The sequence below is a fragment of the Mycobacterium sp. genome (assembly GCF_965230835.1).
Taxonomy (GTDB): Bacteria; Actinomycetota; Actinomycetes; order Mycobacteriales; family Mycobacteriaceae; genus Mycobacterium.
The window spans coordinates 4,563,978-4,588,549 of the sequence record NZ_CBDDLW010000002.1 but is presented as its reverse complement, the minus strand read 5'-3'; the positions used below and the strand labels follow the sequence as shown (position 1 = coordinate 4,588,549).

General features: G+C 61.7%; 21 protein-coding genes. 9 read left to right on the top strand and 12 right to left on the bottom strand.

The window, feature by feature from the left end; genetic code table 11:
- The first annotated feature begins 1 nt into the window (after position 1).
- Entirely contained in the window at positions 2-1,309 is a 1,308-nt protein-coding gene (locus ACO07W_RS20975; RefSeq protein WP_421845503.1) for a hypothetical protein, read from the top strand.
- A gap of 162 nt (positions 1,310-1,471) precedes the next feature.
- On the opposite strand, the gene ACO07W_RS20970 is transcribed toward ACO07W_RS20975, so the two are convergent.
- A complete protein-coding gene (locus ACO07W_RS20970; RefSeq protein ID WP_421840071.1) occupies positions 1,472-2,746 on the bottom strand; it encodes an IS256 family transposase in 1,275 nt (424 codons plus the stop codon).
- Positions 2,747-3,043: 297 nt separating this feature from the next.
- Between ACO07W_RS20970 and ACO07W_RS20965 the strand changes: the two genes are divergently transcribed.
- Positions 3,044-4,891, top strand: coding sequence for a serine/threonine-protein kinase (locus tag ACO07W_RS20965; RefSeq protein WP_421845502.1), 1,848 nt, complete (start codon positions 3,044-3,046; stop codon positions 4,889-4,891).
- Positions 4,892-4,956: 65 nt separating this feature from the next.
- On the opposite strand, the gene ACO07W_RS20960 is transcribed toward ACO07W_RS20965, so the two are convergent.
- Together ACO07W_RS20960 and ACO07W_RS20955 are read right to left on the bottom strand one after the other, a co-directional pair.
- Positions 4,957-5,241: a hypothetical protein gene (locus ACO07W_RS20960; RefSeq protein WP_421845501.1), complete on the bottom strand. Its 285-nt coding sequence runs from the start codon at positions 5,239-5,241 to the stop codon at positions 4,957-4,959.
- Positions 5,242-5,487: 246 nt separating this feature from the next.
- The gene (locus ACO07W_RS20955) at positions 5,488-5,841 is read right to left on the bottom strand and encodes a hypothetical protein (RefSeq protein WP_421845500.1); all 354 of its coding nucleotides are present in this window, start codon (positions 5,839-5,841) and stop codon (positions 5,488-5,490) included.
- Positions 5,842-5,936: 95 nt separating this feature from the next.
- Between ACO07W_RS20955 and istA the strand changes: the two genes are divergently transcribed.
- Together istA and istB are read left to right on the top strand one after the other, a co-directional pair.
- Positions 5,937-7,172 carry an IS21 family transposase gene (gene istA, locus ACO07W_RS20950; RefSeq protein ID WP_421839994.1) on the top strand — a complete coding sequence of 412 codons (1,236 nt, stop codon included), beginning with the start codon at positions 5,937-5,939 and terminating at the stop codon, positions 7,170-7,172.
- On the top strand, positions 7,172-7,963 hold the full coding sequence (gene istB / locus ACO07W_RS20945) for an IS21-like element helper ATPase IstB (RefSeq protein WP_421839995.1): 792 nt from the start codon (positions 7,172-7,174) through the stop codon (positions 7,961-7,963). Before istA ends, istB begins: the two co-directional genes overlap by 1 nt.
- A 43-nt stretch (positions 7,964-8,006) precedes the next feature.
- On the opposite strand, the gene ACO07W_RS20940 is transcribed toward istB, so the two are convergent.
- Positions 8,007-8,687 (bottom strand): hypothetical protein, encoded by a 681-nt coding sequence (locus ACO07W_RS20940; protein ID WP_421845498.1) that lies wholly within the window; start codon positions 8,685-8,687, stop codon positions 8,007-8,009.
- Positions 8,688-9,327: 640 nt separating this feature from the next.
- Between ACO07W_RS20940 and ACO07W_RS20935 the strand changes: the two genes are divergently transcribed.
- Positions 9,328-10,602, top strand: a complete 1,275-nt coding sequence (locus ACO07W_RS20935; protein ID WP_421840071.1) for an IS256 family transposase — start codon at positions 9,328-9,330, stop codon at positions 10,600-10,602.
- A 308-nt stretch (positions 10,603-10,910) separates the two neighbouring features.
- Here ACO07W_RS20935 and ACO07W_RS20930 read toward each other — a convergent pair whose 3' ends face one another.
- Positions 10,911-12,662 carry a hypothetical protein gene (locus tag ACO07W_RS20930; protein ID WP_421845497.1) on the bottom strand — a complete coding sequence of 584 codons (1,752 nt, stop codon included), beginning with the start codon at positions 12,660-12,662 and terminating at the stop codon, positions 10,911-10,913.
- A 1,483-nt stretch (positions 12,663-14,145) separates the two neighbouring features.
- Here ACO07W_RS20930 and ACO07W_RS20925 point away from each other — a divergent pair.
- Entirely contained in the window at positions 14,146-15,177 is a 1,032-nt protein-coding gene (locus ACO07W_RS20925; RefSeq protein WP_421845496.1) for a hypothetical protein, read from the top strand.
- A 187-nt stretch (positions 15,178-15,364) separates the two neighbouring features.
- Here the strand turns inward: ACO07W_RS20925 and ACO07W_RS20920 are convergent, their stop codons facing one another.
- Positions 15,365-16,012, bottom strand: a complete 648-nt coding sequence (locus ACO07W_RS20920; protein WP_421845495.1) for a fasciclin domain-containing protein — start codon at positions 16,010-16,012, stop codon at positions 15,365-15,367.
- Positions 16,013-16,362: 350 nt separating this feature from the next.
- Between ACO07W_RS20920 and ACO07W_RS20915 the strand changes: the two genes are divergently transcribed.
- Together ACO07W_RS20915 and ACO07W_RS20910 are read left to right on the top strand one after the other, a co-directional pair.
- Positions 16,363-17,022: a TetR/AcrR family transcriptional regulator gene (locus tag ACO07W_RS20915; protein ID WP_421845494.1), complete on the top strand. Its 660-nt coding sequence runs from the start codon at positions 16,363-16,365 to the stop codon at positions 17,020-17,022.
- Between the two features lie 331 nt (positions 17,023-17,353).
- The gene (locus tag ACO07W_RS20910; protein WP_421840071.1) at positions 17,354-18,628 is read left to right on the top strand and encodes an IS256 family transposase; all 1,275 of its coding nucleotides are present in this window, start codon (positions 17,354-17,356) and stop codon (positions 18,626-18,628) included.
- A 31-nt stretch (positions 18,629-18,659) separates the two neighbouring features.
- On the opposite strand, the gene ACO07W_RS20905 is transcribed toward ACO07W_RS20910, so the two are convergent.
- The 6 genes from ACO07W_RS20905 to ACO07W_RS20880 form a co-directional block, all read right to left on the bottom strand.
- Positions 18,660-19,118, bottom strand: a complete 459-nt coding sequence (locus tag ACO07W_RS20905; protein ID WP_421843935.1) for a hypothetical protein — start codon at positions 19,116-19,118, stop codon at positions 18,660-18,662.
- Positions 19,109-19,468, bottom strand: a complete 360-nt coding sequence (locus ACO07W_RS20900; RefSeq protein WP_421843937.1) for a hypothetical protein — start codon at positions 19,466-19,468, stop codon at positions 19,109-19,111. Before ACO07W_RS20900 ends, ACO07W_RS20905 begins: the two co-directional genes overlap by 10 nt.
- A 103-nt stretch (positions 19,469-19,571) precedes the next feature.
- Positions 19,572-20,444, bottom strand: a complete 873-nt coding sequence (locus ACO07W_RS20895; protein ID WP_421843939.1) for a DUF58 domain-containing protein — start codon at positions 20,442-20,444, stop codon at positions 19,572-19,574.
- Between the two features lie 6 nt (positions 20,445-20,450).
- Positions 20,451-21,452 carry an AAA family ATPase gene (locus ACO07W_RS20890; protein ID WP_421843941.1) on the bottom strand — a complete coding sequence of 334 codons (1,002 nt, stop codon included), beginning with the start codon at positions 21,450-21,452 and terminating at the stop codon, positions 20,451-20,453.
- Between the two features lie 35 nt (positions 21,453-21,487).
- Positions 21,488-22,729, bottom strand: coding sequence for a hypothetical protein (locus ACO07W_RS20885; protein WP_421843943.1), 1,242 nt, complete (start codon positions 22,727-22,729; stop codon positions 21,488-21,490).
- 31 nt (positions 22,730-22,760) lie between these two features.
- Complete coding sequence (locus tag ACO07W_RS20880; protein WP_421843945.1) at positions 22,761-22,982, bottom strand: sensor domain-containing protein; 222 nt, start codon at positions 22,980-22,982, stop codon at positions 22,761-22,763.
- 94 nt (positions 22,983-23,076) lie between these two features.
- Between ACO07W_RS20880 and ACO07W_RS20875 the strand changes: the two genes are divergently transcribed.
- Positions 23,077-24,351: an IS256 family transposase gene (locus ACO07W_RS20875; protein WP_421840071.1), complete on the top strand. Its 1,275-nt coding sequence runs from the start codon at positions 23,077-23,079 to the stop codon at positions 24,349-24,351.
- Positions 24,352-24,572: the final 221 nt, after the last annotated feature.

The following is a 24,572-nucleotide window of genomic DNA, read 5'->3' as shown; positions in this document are numbered from 1 at the left end:
CGTGCCAGAGAATGATCAAGCAGCTGGAAATGACCCTAGAGGTGCGGGCTCGGTCGGTGGTGGTGCTGTGCCGGGACGCAGCCTGCCGCCCTCTGCTGCAGACGTGCCCGGTTTGCCCGAGGTATCGCCGTTTGACCATTTTGCCGTTGACGAGGACGCGGCTAGCCGGTATCGGGCGGCGATCGACAGCCAGCTGCGCATCCAGTCTGATCTCGTTCGAGCGCATCAAAAAAACCTCGCTGAAATGCAACAATCATTGGACGACCTGGACCGGCGCGCCCGAGTCCTTGGCGACCAAGCAGTCAGCTATCGCCGGGAAGCCGACCAGGCCGCCCAAGTCGCCGACTACCACCGCAGCTGGCAACAACACCTGCAGAGCGCCGAGCAGCAGGCACTGCAACAGCAGCAGGAGGCGTCGCAGCTACGGACATGGGCGCAAGACGATGAGCAGATAGCGGAGGAGAGCCGAGAGGAGGCGCAGAAAGCCGAGACCTCCGAGCGAGAGGCTCGTGCCTTGGCCGAACGGATTCGAGAGCAGAGTGATCGTTTCCAGGAGGATTCGCAAACACACCAGGATCCTGCGATGGCAAACCAGCTGCGGGCTTTTGCGCGAATGGGCCGCGATGAAGAGCAGGAAGCCCTGAGAATCGCGGAACGGCACCAGCAGGAGGCGCGCCAGCATCGGCTCCGAGAACAAACCGCCGCGCGAAGTGCGCAACAGGGCTACCAGCAGGTACGACAAGCAGAACAGAAGGCCGAGCAGGCCGAGCAGCAGGCGCAGAACATGCGGGAGCTGCAACGGCTGGGGTTGGATGGTAACGAGCAGGCAGCCCGGGTTGCTGATGGCCAGGTCGAGAGGTTGCGGGGTGATCAGCAGCAAGCCACCGTCGAAGCGGTACGGCTATGGGAGGCTGGCAGGAGTGCTACGCAGCCGATGGTTGAGGCGCAGAGTCGCGCTCGCGCGTATCAGTTGTTGGGCGAGCATTTCGATGTTCCGCCGCCACCGCCGATGGGGGGTGGCGGTCATGTGCTGGTCTACGACTACGACGCTATCGATGCCGGCGTCCGCGAGCTTTACCAGATCGCTGCCCGGGCCGAGAACAACTTAGACGCCGCTGTTCAAACCAGATTTGCTCTGCAGCAACATTTTTCCGGTGCAGTGGCGGAGGCCGCCCAGCAGGAACTCATACGGGTAGAGCAGATCAACCGACGTATTATCGCCGCCGTTGCAGGGGCGCTGCGCGCGCTGGACATCAGCAACCACGATATGGAGCGTCTCGACCAGCAGAACGCCGTGGCTTTCCCGTAGCCCCCGGTACCAAAACGTAATACGAAGACGAAACCAACAAGGTCAGTACGAACCACAAGCCACAGCCATTGACAATATCGGCAGAGATGGCAGTGATCGCCGCCCGGGGTGGCGTCTTAGGACTGGTGTAAAAACGCTGGGCGCATGTTCCTGGTGGTCATGTTACGCGGCGGTGGTGTCGGTCGTGGTTGTTGTGGTGGGGGGATGCAGTGGGCGGGGTGGCTCGAGCAGTTGGTGGCGTAGTTCTTGGAGGTGGCGGCTGGTCGCTGATGTTTGGGTGACTCCGCGCCAGCCGCGGCTGGCGCGGTCGAGGACGGCCCATACCAGCGACAGACAGCTGGTTTCGCCGGGTAGGCGGCCGATGACCTTGACCCGGCGACGGGATTCTCCGAAGGTGCGTTCGATGAGGTTGGAATGGCGGATGCGTGTCCAGTGTTGGCGGGGGAAGCGCAAATGCACGCTCAGCGAGGCGAAGTCGTTGGCCAGGCAAGCGACCGCGGCTGGGTAGAGCCCGCGGTATGTGGTGGTGAACTCCTCGGCGCGGCGGGTGGCTTCATCCACGGCCTGCTGGCCGGGTGGCTGGTCAATGTCATCGAAGATCGACCAGAACGCGGCTTTGATCTCGTCCTGGACCGCGACAGGTGTCTTGGCGATGACGTTACGGCAGCGATGGATCAGACACCGCTGACGCAGGCTTGCCGGAAACGTGGTCTCCCATGCGGCGATCAGGCCCGGCGCCCCGTCGGAGATGCCCAGTAGCGGCGGGCGTAGTCCCCGGTTCCTCAGGTCAGCCAAGAAGTCGGCCCACGCATCAGCCGACTCCGCTGCGGCTGGGGCCAGCCCAATAAACAGGGGCTTGCCGTCGGTGCAGATGCCCCAGGCGGCCAGCACCGGCTCGGCCGGGGCGTTGGGATGCATCCGAAAGTTCGAGGCATCCAAGAACAGGTAGTCCAACACCAGCTCATCAAGGCGTCGAGACGACCACGCAGCGAACTCGTCTTTGATGGCCGCACAAATCCGGCTCACCGTCGAGCGCGACAACGCCGCCTGCGAGCCCAGCACCTCGGCCAACGCGGCCTCGATGTCGCGATCCGACAAACCGCGCACCCATCCCGAAATCACCAACGCCTCCAGAGCGTGGGTGCGCGTCACCCCGGCACCGAATAGCCGCGAACAGAACCGCTCGTCGGTGTCGCGTAGTTTCGGGCGGCATAATTCGACCGAGCCCATCGTGGTCTTCACCGTCGCCGGCGGTTGATACCCATTGCGGTACCCGCCCGGGCCGTCCTGAACCCGACGCTGGTGACGGGCTCGGCCCAACACTGCTTCTACCTCGGCCTCCACGGCGACCTGAAACACCAGACGCACCGATAACCGCCCGACCTCCTCCAAAATCTCGGTCAACGGCCGCTCGGTCGCGGCGAACAACTGATCCATCTCAACACGCACACGCTCAATCGGCGATACTCGCTTGGTCACGGGCGTAGCCCCTCCTTCATAGCTTTCGTCGGTTGCGACGGAACCTACGCCCGTGACCATTTACACCAGCGATGAGACGCGACCCCGCCCGCGAGGGACCTATCGATTTGGTGCGGCAAGGTCGCTGGTCAGGTGGGAGAAGGCTTCGGCTACGCGGTTTCCGCGGCCACCAACGACAGCAGCTTGGTCCGCAAGGGGAACCCCGCTAACGGACACACCACGGGCCGTCGTGCAATTCCGGCTAGGCTTTCGACTATGCCGTTGAAAGACGGTGACATGTTTGCCGGCTACATCATTCAGCGGCAGCTTGGCGCCGGTGGAATGGGAGAGGTCTACCTCGCCAAGCATCCTCGCTTGCCGCGGCTCGACGCGTTGAAGATCTTGTCCCTCGACGCAACCGGAGACGAGGAGTTCCGGGCGAGATTCAACCGCGAAGCAGAACTGGCGTCGACACTGTGGCATCCGCATATCGTCGGCGTGCACGACCGTGGCGAGTTCGACGGCCGGCTGTGGATCTCGATGGACTACGTCGAAGGAACAGACGTACGTCATTTGCTAGAGCAGCGCTACTCATCGGGCATGCCCCAACAAGACGTTGTGGAAATTGTGACGGCAGTCGCTGAAGCGCTGGACTTCGCACATGAACGGCGGCTGCTGCATCGCGATGTCAAACCAGCGAACATCCTCGTGACGCTGCCGTCCGATGGCACCCGCCGTCGAGTGCTATTGACCGATTTCGGCATTGCGCGAGAGACAGATGACATGCGCGGTCTAACCGAGGCCAAGATGGCGATCGGAACCATCGCTTATGCTGCACCCGAGCAGTTAACGAGCAAGTCGCTTGACGGCCGCGCTGATCAATATGCGTTGGCTGCTACGGCCTTCCAGCTGCTGACCGGGGCGCCGCCGTTCGATCAGGCGAATCGTGCTGTCGTGGTCGGCCATCACCTCACCACGCCCCCGCCCAATCTTTCCGAGCGTAAGCCCGAGCTTGCGCACCTCGACACGGCGATCGCCAAGGCACTGGCCAAAGACCCCGAGCACCGGTATCCGCGATGTTTGGATTTTGCCCAGGCACTCGCTGTGCGGCCGGGTGCACCGGCCGGAACCGAGCGCACACCGCAGCAGCATGGCACCGGTGCGCGCACGGCGCCGAGTGAACTGGAAGGTGAGCGCGGTTCCGCAACGGCGTCACACACCAAGCGGCTGAACCGGCGGACAGAACACGGTACCGCGGTTTCTGTGCGCAAGCGCCCAGCCGGACTCGGGGACACCGAAGAACTCTGGTCATTTCGCGTGCAGCGACACCAGTCGTCAGGGCAGCCGCACACGGTTGTTCCAGTCGAACTTCGCGGTGCGTCGATCAGCGGGCCTCTCGCAGAGGGGGACGTGGTTGAGGTGGACGGCCTTTGGGATGGCAACGTCTTGTTGGCCGAAGAAGTGATCAACCATTCAGCTGCGCGTCGGGGCCGACGTCGATCGTTTTCAGTGCGCGCGAGAAAAGATCCGAAGACGAGTGCAACAGCAGCGGTCGGCGGCTCAGCCCCCAACAAGGCGAGAACTGTCATCTTGGGTGGAGCCCTCATAGCGGTCGCGGCGGTCGCGGCGGCGGCGATCTTCGTAGCCCACGGATTCGGGCGGCGGGCGAGCTCTGGGCCGATTGTGACACCGGAGCGTGCCACCGTGTTTTCTCCGGGTGGCGCTCCCGACCACCCAGGGCAAGCCGGTTTGGCTATCGACGGTGACCCAAATACATTCTGGCCAACCGATACCTACGTTGACGCTGCGCCGTTTCCCGTCTTTAAGAACGGGGTAGGACTGATGCTGCAACTGTCCGAGCTCACCGCGCTGAGCACGGTCACCGTCGATGTGCCCAGCACGGGGACCGAGGTGCAGATCCGCGCCGCCGACAGCACGAGTCCGACCAGCCTGTCCGATACCACCGAGCTGACCCCCTCGGTTCGCTTGCAGCCAGGTCACAACCGCATCGCAGTGAAAAGCGAGAAGAAGACCTCCGATGTGCTGGTGTGGATCAACACGTTAGGAAAGACCGACGGGCAAAGCCGCACGGCTATCTCCGAGATCACGCTGCGCGCGCGGTAACTCGGCTACTGTTGGCGCTGCCGATTCGTCGCCAGCGTCATTGGCACGTCGGCAGTTTCTAGGGTTTAGCCGCTGAAGAACCGTTGGGCGAGGTCGTCGTCAAATTGCCTGAATTCGGTGTTGGCCAGGTCGAGATAGTCCAAGGCGCGCACGGTGACATCGATCATGCGGCGGCGAACGTCTGCCAGCTCGGTTAAACGTTCTTGAGAGGCCCCTGCAGCCTGACCTTCCGAACCTGCCGCGATTGAATTCCGCGCCTGGTCGATCCGACCCAACGCGAGCTCTGATTCCGAAACAGCGCGCCGCATACCGGTGATCCCCTCAGAGATTCCCTCGAAGTCGCGGACCACAGTGTTCGCGGAATTGGTGCCCGCAGCCGCGGCCGGTAGCCCCGCGCCAGTTGTAGCCGAGGCTGATGAGCCGCCCGGTGAGCCTGGACCACGCGTGGAATCCTCGAACTGCTGAGCCAGGTTTCGGTATCCTCGCCCACGTCGGCGCGCATCTCGAGCGATATCATTCTTGCTTTTGGCCTGCGCCTCGTGCTCTTCGGCTAGGACCCCGTTTTGCGCGGCGCGATCGTGGGCTCGTCGTGCCTCTCACTCTTTGCGTTCCGCTGTTCGTTCTGCTGTGCGTTGATGCCCCTCGGCGACCTCGGCTTCGCGCTCGAGCTGAGTCGCCATTTCTCTATGCATCCGCGTGGCTTCATCGACCTGCTGGGTGTCTTCCGGCCCGCCCGGTTGCAGCACGGTCTCTGACCAGATCTCGAACGCGAGACTCTTATGGAGTGCGGCCTCCTCCTGAAGCTGCTGCCACCGCGGGTTGTACTCTTTCGCGCGAGCCCAATCCTGCTCGGCCATATCCCGATACCGGCGTTCCAGATCGCGATGCTGCTGAGCGCGCACGGGATTGTTTTGATGTTGCTGCGCCAGTTCGCGCTGCCGTTCGGCCAAACGTGTCGGCGGCAACTGAATACTGACCAGTGGGCGGCAATTGAAAATTGACCAGCTTCCTAGAGTGCCTTGGCTATGTGTCAAGGAGGAGGCAGGTGTTGAACGTGGAGGATTGGGCTGAGATTCGCCGGTTGCGCCGGTCGGAGCAGTTGCCGATTGCCGAGATTGCGCGGGTGATGGGTATTTCGCGGAATACGGTGAAGTCGGCGTTGGCTTCTGATGGGCCGCCGAAGTATCGGCGTGCGGTGAGGGGTTCTGTTGCTGATGAGGCCGAGCCGCGGATTCGGGAGTTGTTGGCGGCCTATCCGCGGATGCCGGCGACGGTGATTGCTGAGCGGATCGGTTGGTCGTATTCGATCCGCACACTGAGTGGGCGGGTGCGTGAGTTACGGCCACTGTATTTGGCGCCGGATCCGGTGTCACGGACGACGTATGTGGCCGGTGAGGTCGGGCAGTGTGACTTCTGGTTTCCCGATGTTGTGGTGCCGGTGGGGTATGGCCAGGTTCGTAGGGCGGCGACGTTACCGGTGTTGACCATGGTGTGTGGGTATTCACGGTGGGCTTCGGCGCTGTTGATTCCGACACGCGCTGCCGAAGACTTGTATGCCGGTTGGTGGCAGCATCTTTCGACGTTGGGTGCGGTTCCACGGGTGTTGGTGTGGGATGGTGAGGGCGCGGTCGGGCGGTGGCGGGCACGCCGACCAGAGTTGACCCCGGCATGTCAGGCTTTCCGCGGGACCTTGGCCACCACGGTAGGGATCTGTAAACCCGCTGATCCTGAGGCCAAGGGTCTGGTTGAACGGTTCCATGACTATTTGGAGCGGGCGTTTTTGCCGGGGCGGGTGTTTGGCTCCCCAGCCGATTTCAACATCCAGTTGCAGGCCTGGCTGGTGGGGGCCAACCACCGCCAGCATCGGGTGCTGGGATGCCGGCCAGCAGATCGCATCGCCGCCGATACCGCAGCGATGCTGGCATTGCCGCCGGTTGGGCCCAGCATCGGATGGCGACGCTCAACGCGGTTGCCTCGCGATCATTACGTGCGCCTCGACAGCAACGATTACTCGGTGCATCCGGCCGCGATCGGCCGCCGTATCGAGATCATCGCAGATCTAAACCGGGTGCGGGTCTGGTGTGACGGCACGCTGGTCGCCGACCACGACCGGATCTGGGCCAAACATCAAACGATCAGCGATCCCGAACATGTCCAGGCCGCGAAACTGCTGCGGCGCAAACGGCTCGAGGTTGTTGGTCCACCGCATCACGTGGAGGTCGAACAACGCCGTCTCGCTGATTACGACGCCTTGTTGGGCCTTGACGGGCCGGTGGCGTGATGGCTGCCAAGACCGCGACCAGCAGCCGTGATGTCACCGCCGAGCTGGCGTATCTGACCCGGGTGTTGAAAGCCCCGACGCTGCGTGAGGCCATCGAACGTCTCGCTGAGCGCGCCCGAACCGAAGCGTGGAGCTATGAAGAATTCCTCGCGGCGTGTCTGCAGCGTGAGGTGTCGGCTCGGGAATCTCACGGCGGCGAAGGGCGCATCCGCGCTGCCCGCTTCCCATCACGTAAATCGTTGGAAGAGTTCGACTTCGATCATGCCCGCGGTCTCAAACGCGACATCATCGCCCATCTGGGCACCCTGGACTTCGTCACCGCTAAAGACAACGTGGTGTTCCTCGGCCCACCAGGGACCGGCAAGACCCACCTGGCGATCGGGATTGCGATGCGCGCTTGTCAAGCAGGTCACCGCGTTGCGTTCGCGACCGCTTCGCAATGGGTTGATCGTCTTGCTCGCGCCCATCACAACAGCACCCTGCAAGCCGAATTGGCGCGGCTGGCCCGCTACCCCCTGCTGGTTGTCGATGAAGTCGGCTACATCCCGTTTGAACCCGAAGCCGCCAATCTGTTCTTCCAACTCGTGTCGTCGCGTTACGAACGGGCCAGTCTCATCGTCACCTCGAATAAGCCCTTCGGGCGGTGGGGCGAAGTGTTCGGCGACGACGTAGTCGCCGCCGCCATGATCGACCGACTCGTCCATCACGCCGAAGTCATCGCCCTCAAAGGAGACAGCTACCGCATCAAAGACCGAGACCTCGGCCACACCACCACAGCCGAGGACCAATGAAACCAAGCTGGTCAATTTTCGATTGCCGAAACCTGATCAGTTTTCACTTGCCGTTGACAAAACGCTCGTTTTCCAAAGCGCGGTTGCGGTGCGTCGTCTCCGCCTGCGCCCACTGGTCGCGGGTTTCCTGCGCTTCTCGCCGGCGCGTTTCCTCGGTCCGAGTGTGCATTTGCTGCGCGTCTCGGTGCCGCTCCGCTTGTCTGGTGTGGAGCTGGGCATCCTCTAGGTTGCTTGCGGAATATCTGTCCTCGAACTGCGCTTTAGCCCGCATGTACTGGGCATTGGTCGTGGGGCTGGGCTCGGCCGGAATACGCGCCGAATCCGAGGCGGTTCTATCGTCGGGGTACAGCGGTCGATAAAAGCCGGATGCGGGGGCGTCCCAGGCTCTAAGTTCGCGCAGACCTTGCGCCCAAGAAGTGACAGTTCCACGCGGATAGCCGTCTTCGCCGAATTCTACTGGTGACGTCACATAAGGTGGCGGCACATCAGCAGCCCCCTCTACGTAGGGCGGCGGCGGCTGATAGCTTGGCGGCGGTGTCGGGACCGCACTCGGTGGCGGTGGCTCCCCTTCGTATGGCGGTGGTGGCCCCGGTACCGAGGCGCTCGTGTCGTCGGGAGCGGTTTGCGGACCCGCCGCCGGCGGGGTCCACGGCGTCAGGTCCCAGCGGTCGGGCGGGTCTTGGCTGGGGTTTTCGGGCGGTTCTGCGGGCCTAGGTGAGGTCATTGGGGAGGAATGTTAGCTGGGCTGATTTCGTCGCGCTCGGAGCGGCGGCTATGGTCGCCCCACCGCTGCCGCCACATCGCGGGTACTTGTTGGCACACACCCGAGGTGGTTGCCGGCTGACTCAATGAGTGTGAGCGCGCTGCTTGTCGGCGTGGTGGGTTCAGCGGGTGATTTTGGACCGGACCGTCGTCGGGCTTGGCTGTGGCCGGCGGCCAGAGCGACCAGCTCAGTCCTTGTGCCGTTGGTCGAACCACGCAACTTTTGGACTGTCGCCACGAGCGGCTGAAGCCTTGTTGCGGTAAATGTCAGCCATAGCGGCGTGATCGCGAGCGATCTGATCATGCACTCGGGCTTGACGCAGGAGCTCCTCGGCCCGTTGCTGGTGATGGAGGATTTGCTGTTGGTGATAGGAAGCCACCGGGTGGTTCGGCGCATCGTCGGCCGACTCTGAACCTGGATTCGAGCTGGATACATGCCCGCCTTGGTGCCCTCGCGCGTCACTGTCATTGCTGTGGGTCGCGTCTCATCGCTGGTGTAAATGGTCACGGGCGTAGGTTCCGTCGCAACCGACGAAAGCTATGAAGGAGGGGCTACGCCCGTGACCAAGCGAGTATCGCCGATTGAGCGTGTGCGTGTTGAGATGGATCAGTTGTTCGCCGCGACCGAGCGGCCGTTGACCGAGATTTTGGAGGAGGTCGGGCGGTTATCGGTGCGTCTGGTGTTTCAGGTCGCCGTGGAGGCCGAGGTAGAAGCAGTGTTGGGCCGAGCCCGTCACCAGCGTCGGGTTCAGGACGGCCCGGGCGGGTACCGCAATGGGTATCAACCGCCGGCGACGGTGAAGACCACGATGGGCTCGGTCGAATTATGCCGCCCGAAACTACGCGACACCGACGAGCGGTTCTGTTCGCGGCTATTCGGTGCCGGGGTGACGCGCACCCACGCTCTGGAGGCGTTGGTGATTTCGGGATGGGTGCGCGGTTTGTCGGATCGCGACATCGAGGCCGCGTTGGCCGAGGTGCTGGGCTCGCAGGCGGCGTTGTCGCGCTCGACGGTGAGCCGGATTTGTGCGGCCATCAAAGACGAGTTCGCTGCGTGGTCGTCTCGACGCCTTGATGAGCTGGTGTTGGACTACCTGTTCTTGGATGCCTCGAACTTTCGGATGCATCCCAACGCCCCGGCCGAGCCGGTGCTGGCCGCCTGGGGCATCTGCACCGACGGCAAGCCCCTGTTTATTGGGCTGGCCCCAGCCGCAGCGGAGTCGGCTGATGCGTGGGCCGACTTCTTGGCTGACCTGAGGAACCGGGGACTACGCCCGCCGCTACTGGGCATCTCCGACGGGGCGCCGGGCCTGATCGCCGCATGGGAGACCACGTTTCCGGCAAGCCTGCGTCAGCGGTGTCTGATCCATCGCTGCCGTAACGTCATCGCCAAGACACCTGTCGCGGTCCAGGACGAGATCAAAGCCGCGTTCTGGTCGATCTTCGATGACATTGACCAGCCACCCGGCCAGCAGGCCGTGGATGAAGCCACCCGCCGCGCCGAGGAGTTCACCACCACATACCGCGGGCTCTACCCAGCCGCGGTCGCTTGCCTGGCCAACGACTTCGCCTCGCTGAGCGTGCATTTGCGCTTCCCCCGCCAACACTGGACACGCATCCGCCATTCCAACCTCATCGAACGCACCTTCGGAGAATCCCGTCGCCGGGTCAAGGTCATCGGCCGCCTACCCGGCGAAACCAGCTGTCTGTCGCTGGTATGGGCCGTCCTCGACCGCGCCAGCCGCGGCTGGCGCGGAGTCACCCAAACATCAGCGACCAGCCGCCACCTCCAAGAACTACGCCACCAACTGCTCGAGCCACCCCGCCCACTGCATCCCCCCACCACAACAACCACGACCGACACCACCGCCGCGTAACATGACCACCAGGAACATGCGCCCAGCGTTTTTACACCAGTCCTAAGACGCCACCATTGCTGTGCCCATTATCGGCGTCAGGGCGACGATGACCCAGTTCAGGGTTCGAATCGGCTTCGGTATCGGTACTCACCAGGTCGCCTTGCGGGGGTTGTTCATTGATTGAATTCACGGGTTCTTCGATGCGCTCGTGCAGCTCCTGAGCGTTTATCGGAGATGTCAGCGAGTTGAGCGGGTTAACGGGGGCGGCTCCTCGTCCTTGTCCGTCTTGCACCACCAATTTCTACCACCCTGTGCAAGTCGGTAAGTCACCTAGTGCGCGGTAGCGCGAATTGTGTGCGAGGCCCCGGTTGCGCTTCCCGTGAAGACCGCTGTTGCGCGACGACGCCAGCAGCGGCTGCCCTAGCCTGGTGCGCCGCCAAAACCCTCTTGACCGACGCCTGGGAGACGTTGACGTGGGTGGCGATTTGTCGTTGTGACCAGTTGGGGTGTTGGGTGCGGGCATCCAGGATGTGTTGTTTTTGCTGGTCGGAGAGCGGTACGCCGGAGCCTTTGCCGGGTTGGAGATTGTGTTGCTTGAAGAGTCGGTTCACCGACGCCTGGGAGACGTTGACGGCGGTGGCGATTTGTCGTTGTGACCAGTTGGGGTGTTGGGTCTGGGCATCCAGGATGTGTTGTTTTTGCTGGTCGGAGAGCGGTACGCCGGAGCCTTTGCCGGGTTGGAGATTGTGTTGCTTGAAGAGTCGGTTGACAGATGCCGGGGAGACGTTGAATTGGATGGCGATTTGTCGTTGTGACGAGTTGGGCTGTTGGGCATGGGCGTTGAGGATTTCTTGTTTTTGCTGGTCAGAGAGCGGTACTCCAGATCCTTTGCTGGGTTGAAGATTGTGTTGGTTGACCACTTTGTTGACCGACATCGGGGAGACACCGACATGGGTGGCGATTTGTCGTTGTGACCAGTTGGGGTGTTGGGTGCGGGCATCCAGGATGTGTTGTTTTTGCTGGTCGGAGAGCGGTACGCCAGATCCTCTGCTGGACTGGAGATTGTGTTGCTTGAAGAGTCGGTTGACCGACGCCAGCGACACGTTGACGTGGGTGGCGATTTGTCGTTGTGACCAGTTGGGGTGTTGGGTGTGGGCATCCAGGATGTGTTGTTTTTGCTGGTCGGAGAGCGGTACGCCGGAGCCTTTGCCGGGTTGGAGATTGTGTTGCTTGAAGAGTCGGTTGACCGACGCCTGGGAGACGTTGACGGCGGTGGCGATTTGTCGTTGTGACCAGTTGGGATGTTGGGTGTAGGTGTTGAGGATCTCTTGTTCTTGCTGATCGGAGAGCCGTACCCCAGATCCTCTGCTGGGTTGAAGATTGTGTTGCTTGACCACTTTGTTGACCGAAGCTCGGGAGACGCCGACATGGGCGGCGATTTGTTGTTGTGACCAGTTGGGGTGTTGAGTGCGGGCGTCTAGAATTTTCTGTACTCGCTGACCGGAGAGCGGTACGCCGGAGCCTTTGCTGGGTTGAAGATTGTGTTGGCTGACAACTTTGTTGACCGACATTCGGGAGACACCGACATGGGCGGCGATCTGATGTTGTGACCAGTTGGGATGCTGGGTGCGGGCATCCAGAATTTTTTGTATTTGCTGACTCGACAGCGGTCCAGTGCGTAAAGGACGAGCCGCTTGGGGTGCGCCGAAACCGTTGGGGGTTCGCGGCGCGGCGAGGGCACCGGGGTCGGTGCCGTCATCGCTTGGTGCCGCCGGGACGGGATCGGCATCTAGCCAGAGATCTGGGGGAGTGGGGTCGCCATGACCATTCTCCGAATCGACTTCATCGTCAACTGGGAAAAGCTCGGCATCCCCCCGCGCGCTGGAAGCCCGGCCGCCATCACCGCAAGATCGGGACTGATGCCAACGGGAGTCCGCATCGCCGATCGCAATCGTGTCGCCGTTATCGCCTGATGCTGGTGAGGTCTTTAGATGGTCGACATGATAGAGCTGAGATCGCTGCCCACCCGGCGTCGGCGGCCCGTCCCGCATGGGTTTGGCGCCTGGCGACGCCTCCATGTGGGGCTCGTTGCGGCCAACCGGTGGCGGCCAGGCAGACTCCAAGTTCGATGATTGCCGCACGGGTAGCGGATTGCTGGCGTTATCCCGTCGCGTTTCCCACCCGAATAGAGGCTGTGGGCTCGGCGTATTCGGGTGCGCGTCATCCGGATCGCCAAGGCTCCTATCGTCACCGCTATAAGGGCACGTCATCGAACTGCGCTCTCGACCACGTGGGCTTACCTCGCTTTTTCAGGGATTTCCCAACCGGATTTGGTCTTTCAAACCCGGAGCAGGGAAGTCCGGCGTAGAGATTATTTACTGCTGTCCGGCTAGAACGGCTCAAATGGGATGTTCACGATTTCAGGAGAGGCCAGATTTTGGTGCATTTCGGGCTATCCGGACGTCGGCGAGAAAAATCACCGTATCTGGGTTCAGGTATCAACGCTTAGGTGCGTAGGTTCTATATTTCTAGTTGATTCAGCCAGTTTGGTTAGGATGCTGATGCGGTCGTCAACACCTGGCTCATCGTCTTCGGAGTGGAAAATTAGTACATTTTTCGTTCGGACGCCGAGTTGTGATGACGACTTTTCTGGCGCCGAGCCATGTCGTGGTGATGCCGGGGACGGATCTGCGGCCGGCGTATTGTCCCTGGTGCCGATTTTGTCCAAACTTTCTGTCCAAGTGGCTAGCATCCTCATTATCGCGTTGAAGGGGGTGCGTTTTGGGGATCTCAGGTTCAGCTGGATCAACCTCGCCGTCGAAGGGTTCGTCGCTCGATCCGCGTTTCATCAATAGGGGCTTTACCTTTCGCTGCCCAAGGGCGCACGTAGCGCAGAAAAGCAAAGAGAATGATACTGATACACCAACTGAACTAAATTCCTCTGTATGTAAAGCATTTTCAATCGCAGCATTTTGAAACAGTCAAGTTTGGCTTCAGTTTGGCATTGCGCCGCAATGAATGGCCGCCCGTGCACGATACTAAGTGATCACTTCAGCATAGCACAAAGGGTGCTTTAAATTCACAGTGGTTGGGCAGCAATCGCACAGGATGGTGAGAGGTTTGGCGGCCGGGGTCGTGCTTGCCGGCGCCGGTGCAGGGGTGACGCTGTCAGTGTTGTCGATCCTGTCGATGTCGCCAGTTGGCGACAGCATCTGCTGGTTGTAGCGATGCGAACTGGACCCTTGCGAGTTGTTTAGCTGGGTTTTTCGGCGCCAGCTGCGGTAGGGAAAGGCTGTTGAGGTCTCACGCGGCAACCCGCGACTATGCGCCGCCATCGTCGACGGCCTCAGCTGCGGTGCCAACCTCGTCGAAGCCGGCGTCATCTGCTACCGCCTCGCCACCGCCCAACGCAACCCAACAGAACTCAAGCGGATTCCGCATGGGATAGCTCGGCAGAACGCCATCCGGTCCATGACTTGGCTGCGTCGAAGGTCGCTTCCGCCTGCACGAAATCCGTCTGCCGCTATATCCTGAGGTGGAGTGCGGGGAACAGGGGGTGCGATGACTCAGCCTCAAAATTTTGAGGAAGATACTCGTGGATTTGAAGATTCGATCGGCGAGGGCGGCCCGCTTCTCAACGAATACACCCCCTCCGCGCATTATGAGACGTACCGTCCATCTGCGGACGGGCCTCAGCCACTCCTTCGCGAAAGCTCGGGCAACGGTTATTTCAGAGATCTATCGGAGCTCGTCAAGGGCACGGTTGATGATTCATACCCCGATATGGAGCGTTTCGCTCCAACAACGACCCCGAAGACCTTTTATGAACGACAGGTGGCGCAAGCCCGCTTTGAGCAAGACTACTACCACAACATCGAGGAAACGCACTGGAATCGCTTCGAGCGCGAAAAAGCGGCCGAAGCTGCCAAATTAAGCAAAAAGCGGTATCTAAAATACGCAGACTTTAGAGACGGCAAGGAGCCGAATTTAAAGTCGGAATTTCCTGGAATGACCAAGAAATCTCCTGAAAACGTCGACAAGCTGCTCAGCCGATCAAGCGTCAAGCAAGACGCCAGCGCTGACGGGGACGTAAACAGGGTGAACCCGATAGACGGTTCGTTGTACTACAACAATGATCCCGCGCTACGGCAACAACGCGCTGAAGCGACCGGTCACCACTCTTTCATGACCGAAAGGGAGAAGCAGTTTCTTGAGAGACGATCGCGTATACGAGCCACCCTTGCGGCCGGAAAACCTTCTGATACCGCCGGAGTGGAGCAGTCACAAGTTCTGACTGGTGGCGGTACTCCGAGTCAAATCTTGATTGATCAAGCCGGAGTTGAACACGGGATAGCGGGTATACAGCAATGCATTGATAAATCTCGTTCTATTAGCGCCAAGGCTAGAACATTTACAAATTCCATGGTCGAGACCGCCCAAGGTGCGACGTTTGGCGAGTACCAGCAGCGGTCGCAGGTATTGCTGGAAAGTAATGACCAACTTGCCGATGTGGCTAGTGATGCTGCCCAAAAAGTAGGTCAACACACCGATGAAGTCATAGAAATGGACAGCACGAGGGCTGGTCAATTCTAGAGTTCTGCGACATCGAAATGCGCAACTATGGACCAGCGTCCTTGTCGCCGTCACCCGGCACTGCACGGCTCCGATCTTTGCGCATCGAGTGCTCGCGGAGGTACGGCGGCTTCGGTGGTTTCCGCTTGGGGCGACTGCCTACCTAGGCCAGCGAGTGGTCATCACTGGTGCCGCACGTGTCGGCCGGTCACGACGCCGGAGCAGCCGGCGGTGGCAAGCTCGGCGCAACCGGGATCGCAGCGGGCGCATTAGCAATGTCTAGGACATGGTCGATGATGTAAATCCGTGCCTTTGCCGCCTGAATTCCTCCGCACAGCACCCTGGCGGTGTCATTGACCTGTATGTCACCGCCTTTGCCGGTGACCTTCACCTGGGCGCCCTGCTGAGTGTTCCACTGGCCGGCGACGTCCTCTGGGCTGAGCAAGCTCAGGAAAACGTGGTAGTACACGAGGTCAAGCAGCGCGGCTTGGTCGGACTTGAGCGCATCGAGTTTGCCGGGTGGCAGCTGATCGAACGCTTGGTTGTTTGGCGCAAACACAACGTACGGTCCGTTGTTGAGAACATCGACGATGTTGACTTTGGGATTGAGCTGACCTGATATCGCAGAGTTGAATGTGCTGATCTCAGGAATGCTCGCCAGCGCGTTGCCTACCGGCTCGGTAGCTAGCGCCTTGTAATTCGGTACCTCCTGCTTGAACGCATCACACGCCGGGCCCTGGGGATCGGGAAGATTGAGTACCGGGTCGGCGTAGGCCGTCGCCGGCAGGGCCAGCGATACGGCGATCACGGCGATCGCCGCAGCGATTCTCCGTGCCCTTGGGGTACGAGTGTTCACACTCACTCCTCAGCTCACAAATCAATGACGCATCGACAGGCCAATTCATCGATACCGTATCAAGACCGCCGGATGGTTTTGGCTGGCCTTGAGGCAGGCACACGTGAGCGCGGCGACTGTACGCCGCAACACGCCGGCCCGGTCCAAGCGGAGGGCTCTCTTCCTGGGCGTTGCCGCAAATGATCGTCTGCCCGCGGCCTGCTCCGAGGTTGATTCGCTCTTGATCAGTCGTACCACGCGTCGGTGCGGGCGCAAGGGTGACGTGCACTCGGTGAGAACCAAGCTGGCAAGTTCCGTAATGTTTCTCCCGACGCGCTGATGACGGACCAGCCTTGGCACACAATTCAAGAGTGACGAGGTGTGCTGGGCGAGGTCCCGGTCGTCCCCCTGGGGCGAAGGCAGACGAGACGCGCAAACGTATCTTGCGGGCCGCTCGTCAAGTGTTCAGTCAACGTGGTTATGAGGGAGCGACGTTCCAAGAGATCGCCCTCTGTGCCGATCTAACTCGGCCGGCGATCAACCACTATTTTCCGACCAAGCGGGCGCTCTACCGGGAAGTGGTGGATCGAACCAACGAGCTTGTCGTTTTGTCCGGTATCGCACGGGCTCGTGGCGAGGCGACGTTGGGGGCGCGGATCGCTACATTCGTCACCGTCGCCGTGGAGGCCAACTCCCACTATCCTTCGGCGGCTGCGTTTCTGGCCACCGATGTGCTGGAGTCGCAGCGGTATCCAGAGTTGAACGGTGTCGGCAACGATGCTGTGCGCACCAGCCGAGAATTCTTGACGTGGGCTGTTAACGAAGCGATCGAGCGTGGCGAACTTAGCGCCGGTATCGATGCCGCCTTGTTGGCCGAGACTTTGGTGGTCGTGTTGTGCGGCTTGGTGTTCTACGCCGGGTTTGTTGGGAGCTACCAAGAGGTTGACTCCGTGGCGGAGTCGTTGCTCCAGCTCCTGGGTGCTTCTGGGGCGTTAGCCCCTGGGTTGGTGCCGGCAGCGGGGCAGTGGTGAACCGTTGAGCTGAGACGATGACAGCAACCATCAAAACCAGCGGATGCGGGTGGGGTGAAGGGGCCGCTCCGTCTCGAGGATGATGTCTATGCCTAGTTAGATCTGGTTAGGTCGGATCACGCACCGACGCTTGGGTTCTGACTCGAACCGTTAGTCGATTGCCCAGGGCCGTCGACGCCCACTGTTGTATGTCGGTGTCGGCGTGGGTCGCGTCTCATCGCTGGTGTAAATGGTCACGGGCGTAGGTTCCGTCGCAACCGACGAAAGCTATGAAGGAGGGGCTACGCCCGTGACCAAGCGAGTATCGCCGATTGAGCGTGTGCGTGTTGAGATGGATCAGTTGTTCGCCGCGACCGAGCGGCCGTTGACCGAGATTTTGGAGGAGGTCGGGCGGTTATCGGTGCGTCTGGTGTTTCAGGTCGCCGTGGAGGCCGAGGTAGAAGCAGTGTTGGGCCGAGCCCGTCACCAGCGTCGGGTTCAGGACGGCCCGGGCGGGTACCGCAATGGGTATCAACCGCCGGCGACGGTGAAGACCACGATGGGCTCGGTCGAATTATGCCGCCCGAAACTACGCGACACCGACGAGCGGTTCTGTTCGCGGCTATTCGGTGCCGGGGTGACGCGCACCCACGCTCTGGAGGCGTTGGTGATTTCGGGATGGGTGCGCGGTTTGTCGGATCGCGACATCGAGGCCGCGTTGGCCGAGGTGCTGGGCTCGCAGGCGGCGTTGTCGCGCTCGACGGTGAGCCGGATTTGTGCGGCCATCAAAGACGAGTTCGCTGCGTGGTCGTCTCGACGCCTTGATGAGCTGGTGTTGGACTACCTGTTCTTGGATGCCTCGAACTTTCGGATGCATCCCAACGCCCCGGCCGAGCCGGTGCTGGCCGCCTGGGGCATCTGCACCGACGGCAAGCCCCTGTTTATTGGGCTGGCCCCAGCCGCAGCGGAGTCGGCTGATGCGTGGGCCGACTTCTTGGCTGACCTGAGGAACCGGGGACTACGCCCGCCGCTACTGGGCATCTCCGACGGGGCGCCGGGCCTGATCGCCGCATGGGAGACCACGTTTCCGGCAAGCCTGCGTCAGCGGTGTCTGATCCATCGCTGCCGTAACGTCATCGCCAAGACACCTGTCGCGGTCCAGGACGAGATCAAAGCCGCGTTCTGGTCGATCTTCGATGACATTGACCAGCCACCCGGCCAGCAGGCCGTGGATGAAGCCACCCGCCGCGCCGAGGAGTTCACCACCACATACCGCGGGCTCTACCCAGCCGCGGTCGCTTGCCTGGCCAACGACTTCGCCTCGCTGAGCGTGCATTTGCGCTTCCCCCGCCAACACTGGACACGCATCCGCCATTCCAACCTCATCGAACGCACCTTCGGAGAATCCCGTCGCCGGGTCAAGGTCATCGGCCGCCTACCCGGCGAAACCAGCTGTCTGTCGCTGGTATGGGCCGTCCTCGACCGCGCCAGCCGCGGCTGGCGCGGAGTCACCCAAACATCAGCGACCAGCCGCCACCTCCAAGAACTACGCCACCAACTGCTCGAGCCACCCCGCCCACTGCATCCCCCCACCACAACAACCACGACCGACACCACCGCCGCGTAACATGACCACCAGGAACATGCGCCCAGCGTTTTTACACCAGTCCTAAGACGCCACCAGTCAGAGGAACCACGCGCAAGGTAGGTGAAGTCAGGCCAATGCGTTGGGTTTTATAGGAGCTGGCCTTTCGCGCGAAATAGTTCAGGTAGCCCGCAGTAGTGGGATCGGTGACCGGTTGGCCAACGCAGACCATAATGTCCTCGGGGTGCACCGATTCAAAGTTGCGACTAGCTGCTGAGAATCCGACCGGTCGTGCGGTAGTAAGCAGCGCCGCGGCGAAAACGGCCAGGAGCAGCACCAGCGTGATTAGCATTGACCAGAATTGCGTGCGTGCGACGCGGGCATATTCGGGCATACCGGTAAGCCGGCTGACGTGAGCCAGCGGCCGCAACACCTTGGTCATCTTGGCGATCGGCACCAGCATCCCCGCAGTGATCACCGCCGCCAGGGCGATCAGCCCGACGATGAAGACGGCGCTCCACCTCAAGTCCATGTGCGGATCACCGCCATTGTTGCCTGAGCTGCTCGGTCGACGTCGGCGGGTTCGGTTGCGAACTGGGCATCATTGAGCGCCGCGAAAACCGGTGCCGTTGTGGTGAGTTGGGTATCGTTGGTGATGTCGTCGATGTGCATGTACTGCGCTCGGGCGCCGGTCGATATGTTCAGGAAACTACGCAACGTGCGGCTCATAGCCGAAGCGGCCTGGCCCCCGGACAACCGCCCGCTCCGGTAGTTGCCCACGACTGCCGTGATGGTGCGGCTAAAGCGCCGTCGCAGCAGCCGGGTGTGCACACTGCGGACCAGTGGTATGCGGCGCAACTGCGCGGCCGGCAGTGTCCACACCTACACCCCGACGTAGTAGCTGACGATGGTGGCCGCGCACAGCGCCGCGACCACCCACCACCAGCCGGAGAATCCGGTGGGGCCGCCGAGGTAGCGCAGCAGGTCACCCGGCATGCTGGAATGCCTCAGTCATGGCGACGAGCTTGCTGCGGATCTCGGTACTGGCGCCGATCCGAGTGAATTGAACACCGCGGGAGACCAAAAACTGCTCGAGTTGGGCAATGCGGGAGGCTTCGCGGCGGCGGTAGGCGTCGACTATCCGTGGCCCCAAGGTTGCGCCGTTGAGCACGTAGCCGCCGGTGGCCACATCGTACCCATCACGTTCCCCCGCCGCGGATCCGACCGCAGGCATGTCGGAGATCATTGCCCACATAACCTCGTGTCGTCCGAAAAGCCCCTGCAGCGCTGTGGCTAGTCGATCATCGACGTCTGGTTCGTCGGAGACCACGATGATTAGCATTCGGCGCCGGTAACCGGTTGCTACGTAGTCGATTTGGGTGGTGATGTCGCTGGTGGCCGGCTGGCTGAGGGTATGGTTGTAGAAGCGGTGTAGTAGGTGTTCGATATGCGTTTCGCCGCGGCGCGCGCGAATAATGGCGCTACCGCGTGAATCTCCGAAAACCATGCCGAGCTCATCGGATCGACCTAGCGCGATCAGGCCAAGGGCGCCCATCACGTGCAAGGCGATGTCGCGTTTGAATTCTCCGCTGGGCGCCAGCGCAGCCGTGTTCCGGCCCGCGTCAGCAATCAACAGGATCTTGTGGTGCTTTTCGGAGACGTAGCGTTTGATCAGCACCGAGCCCGAGCGCGCGGACGCTTTCCAGTCGATGTCACGGATATCGTCACCGGCGACATAGGGTCGCAGGTCGTCGAATTCGAGGCTGCGGGTATGCAGCAACGTGTAGCGGCCTCCTTCGAGAAGGCCGCGGGTGTCGGTGCCGAAATACATCTTGGCTCGATTGAGGTGTTTGCCCATGATGAGCTACGGCACCCGAACGGCTTGTAGCGCCGCGTCGACGACGACGTGGGGGGTGATTTTCGCGGCGCTGGCCTCAAAGCTCAATATCAGCCGGTGTCCGAGGACCCGGTGGGCCAGATGCTGAATGTCCTCGGGGCGAACGTGGTTGCGGCCTCGCAGCAAAGCTAGGGCACGCGCGCTTTCACAGAATGCGATCGTGGCTCGTGGGGAGGCCCCGTACTCAAGGACCCGGGCCAGCTGCGGCGGCAGCGATTGCGGGGTACGAGTGACAGCCACCAGCTGGCTGGCATACTGCATCAGCAGCGGATCCATGTGAATGCTGCGCACCACCGTTTGCAGGCGGCGCACATCTTCCAAGCCGATCACAGCATCGACGGTGCGTTCTTTGTCGTAGACCCCGGCATCGCGGCGCACCATTACCTCCACTTCCTCTTGGGCGGTGGGGTAGCGCAGGATGTCTTTGAGCATGAATCGATCAGTCTGCGCCTCGGACAATGGATAGGTGCCCTCTTGATCGACCGGGTTTTGAGTGGCGATCACCAAGAACGGCTGTGGGATCGGGTACACGGTTCCCGCGATCGTCGTCTGGCGTTCCTCCATGGCTTCGAGCATCGCGCTCTGGGTCTTCGCGCTCGATCTGTTGATCTCGTCGAGCAACACGATGTTGGCGTGCACGGGGCCCAGTTGAGTAGCAAAAGAATTGGTCGCTGACTCATAGACTTGGGTGCCCAAAATATCGCTGGGCAACAAATCCGGAGTGCATTGGATACGCTGGAACTGACCATGGATCGACTCCGCGACCACGCGTGCCGCGGTGGTTTTCGCAAGCCCAGGGACACTTTCGATCAAGATATGGCCACCGGCCAGGAGCCCGATCAGCAGGGACTCACGTAGATTGTCTTGGCCCACGACCTTGCTGGTAAAGGCCTGCGCCAGCGCTGCCAGGCTGCGCTGGGCGGCATCAATGTCCTGTTGGCTGGGTTGAATTCTTGTAGCAGTAGTCATCGTGGCCTCTCACCAACAAACGAATCGGATAAGGTTCATCGGAATTTCAGTTCTGGCGGACTTTTCGCCATGTCAGCTGTTCCCGAAACGAACTTTGTAGCGTCGCCCTGCTTGGTTGTGCCGCGGGTGGTCTCGACGGTGATCGGTACGGTGATCTCCCCCGCAAAGTTCAACACGAGTCGGTAGGGGTCAAAGCTGTCGAAATTGACTCCGCTGATATTGGCTGGTCCCCACGTGGCCGTCGCTTCGACAAGCCCGTAGGAATCCAGGTGTAGCGGGCAGCCGGGCGGCGCCAGCAGGTTCGACTTTTGGCAATCGGACATTGCGGCTTTCAGCTGGTCTCGTGCTGCGTCGCGCCCCTTATCGGACAGCGTGAATTTCGGTTGTACCCATGTTGCGCTCGCCAATGAAATCTGGTCGAGCAAAAGGGGTTTAGCTGCCACCGTCATGTATGGGTTGGTGCTGCCGATGTCGATCCAACCGGGAAAGACGTACACCGTGGAGTCGCCGGTTGGCTTGCCGAAGAACGTGACTGTCTTCCCGGCCGCATCGCCACCAACGATCGCGCTGGGCGCGATCTTGATCGCTGCCGAGGCCAGTTTCCAGCGCCCGTGGTCCTTTTTTACTGACAGGGTGGTGTCAGAAACTTTTTCGCCGAAGTTGGCGACCACATGCACCTGAGCAAAACCCACCGCCGCGGCTGCACCCGCCGAGTCGTCGCTGAGGACTCTAACGTTGCTGATCGGCCACTGCGTGGTCTGCTTTTTCAAGATCGCGTCGGAAAGAAACTCTTTGCTCGCGGGCTGATCGGCGCCGTAGCTGAGCGCCGCCTCGGCGTTACCGCGAGCCAGCGCCTGCAGGTAGCCTTTGACCGCATCGCCGGCCGAACCGCCACCGCCGGAGCCACCCCGACCAGTCAATGTGATCACTAAAACGATGGCTACGACCACGAGCACTGCGCCGCCGGCCGCCAAAGTGACCCACAACGGTTTGCGGCTCTTGGCCAACCCCGGCGGTGGCCCCTCCGGCGGGTACCCATAGGCTGGCTGGCCCGACGGTGCAGGCGCTGCCGGCCCCGAGTGCCACCCGACCCCGGCGGTAGGCACCGATGGCTGAGGTGCGTTGTGCCCTTGCGGTTGCCAGGCGCCCGCGGCAGGTGGTGGTTGCTGCGGCGGCCCCCACCGGCCTTGAGCAGATCCCGAAGATTGCCAGCGATCCGCTGCCGGATCAGAGCCACCCACCGGGTTCGGGCCCCCGAACCGCGACCCATCAGTCACATCAACCTCCACAGCTAACGAGCACAAATTTTCAGTGCGGCATCTTGTTTGCTATTGCACTCACCACCGCCGCAGGTTGAGTGGCGGTGATTCCTATGCCGCAGACATAAACATCAATCACAACGTTGGAGCGCGATGTGATCGCGCGTGCGCACACATAGCCCTCGGCCCCCTCGGCCGTGTTGACGACTGTGGCGGTGTCGCCTGAAGCTGATGGAAACGGTCGCGTCTCATCGCTGGTGTAAATGGTCACGGGCGTAGGTTCCGTCGCAACCGACGAAAGCTATGAAGGAGGGGCTACGCCCGTGACCAAGCGAGTATCGCCGATTGAGCGTGTGCGTGTTGAGATGGATCAGTTGTTCGCCGCGACCGAGCGGCCGTTGACCGAGATTTTGGAGGAGGTCGGGCGGTTATCGGTGCGTCTGGTGTTTCAGGTCGCCGTGGAGGCCGAGGTAGAAGCAGTGTTGGGCCGAGCCCGTCACCAGCGTCGGGTTCAGGACGGCCCGGGCGGGTACCGCAATGGGTATCAACCGCCGGCGACGGTGAAGACCACGATGGGCTCGGTCGAATTATGCCGCCCGAAACTACGCGACACCGACGAGCGGTTCTGTTCGCGGCTATTCGGTGCCGGGGTGACGCGCACCCACGCTCTGGAGGCGTTGGTGATTTCGGGATGGGTGCGCGGTTTGTCGGATCGCGACATCGAGGCCGCGTTGGCCGAGGTGCTGGGCTCGCAGGCGGCGTTGTCGCGCTCGACGGTGAGCCGGATTTGTGCGGCCATCAAAGACGAGTTCGCTGCGTGGTCGTCTCGACGCCTTGATGAGCTGGTGTTGGACTACCTGTTCTTGGATGCCTCGAACTTTCGGATGCATCCCAACGCCCCGGCCGAGCCGGTGCTGGCCGCCTGGGGCATCTGCACCGACGGCAAGCCCCTGTTTATTGGGCTGGCCCCAGCCGCAGCGGAGTCGGCTGATGCGTGGGCCGACTTCTTGGCTGACCTGAGGAACCGGGGACTACGCCCGCCGCTACTGGGCATCTCCGACGGGGCGCCGGGCCTGATCGCCGCATGGGAGACCACGTTTCCGGCAAGCCTGCGTCAGCGGTGTCTGATCCATCGCTGCCGTAACGTCATCGCCAAGACACCTGTCGCGGTCCAGGACGAGATCAAAGCCGCGTTCTGGTCGATCTTCGATGACATTGACCAGCCACCCGGCCAGCAGGCCGTGGATGAAGCCACCCGCCGCGCCGAGGAGTTCACCACCACATACCGCGGGCTCTACCCAGCCGCGGTCGCTTGCCTGGCCAACGACTTCGCCTCGCTGAGCGTGCATTTGCGCTTCCCCCGCCAACACTGGACACGCATCCGCCATTCCAACCTCATCGAACGCACCTTCGGAGAATCCCGTCGCCGGGTCAAGGTCATCGGCCGCCTACCCGGCGAAACCAGCTGTCTGTCGCTGGTATGGGCCGTCCTCGACCGCGCCAGCCGCGGCTGGCGCGGAGTCACCCAAACATCAGCGACCAGCCGCCACCTCCAAGAACTACGCCACCAACTGCTCGAGCCACCCCGCCCACTGCATCCCCCCACCACAACAACCACGACCGACACCACCGCCGCGTAACATGACCACCAGGAACATGCGCCCAGCGTTTTTACACCAGTCCTAAGACGCCACCTCGGCGTGGGACGGTGATTATTGGACGAACTTTGTTCGCGGTGTCAGTGGCAGTGTTTGTCGCCGATTTGGCCGGCGTGAGTGCACAACTCCGCGCAGCGAAGGCCTCTGAGGAACGGGCGGCCGAGCCGCCACGAACATGCCGGTTGATGCATTCTTGTTTCGGA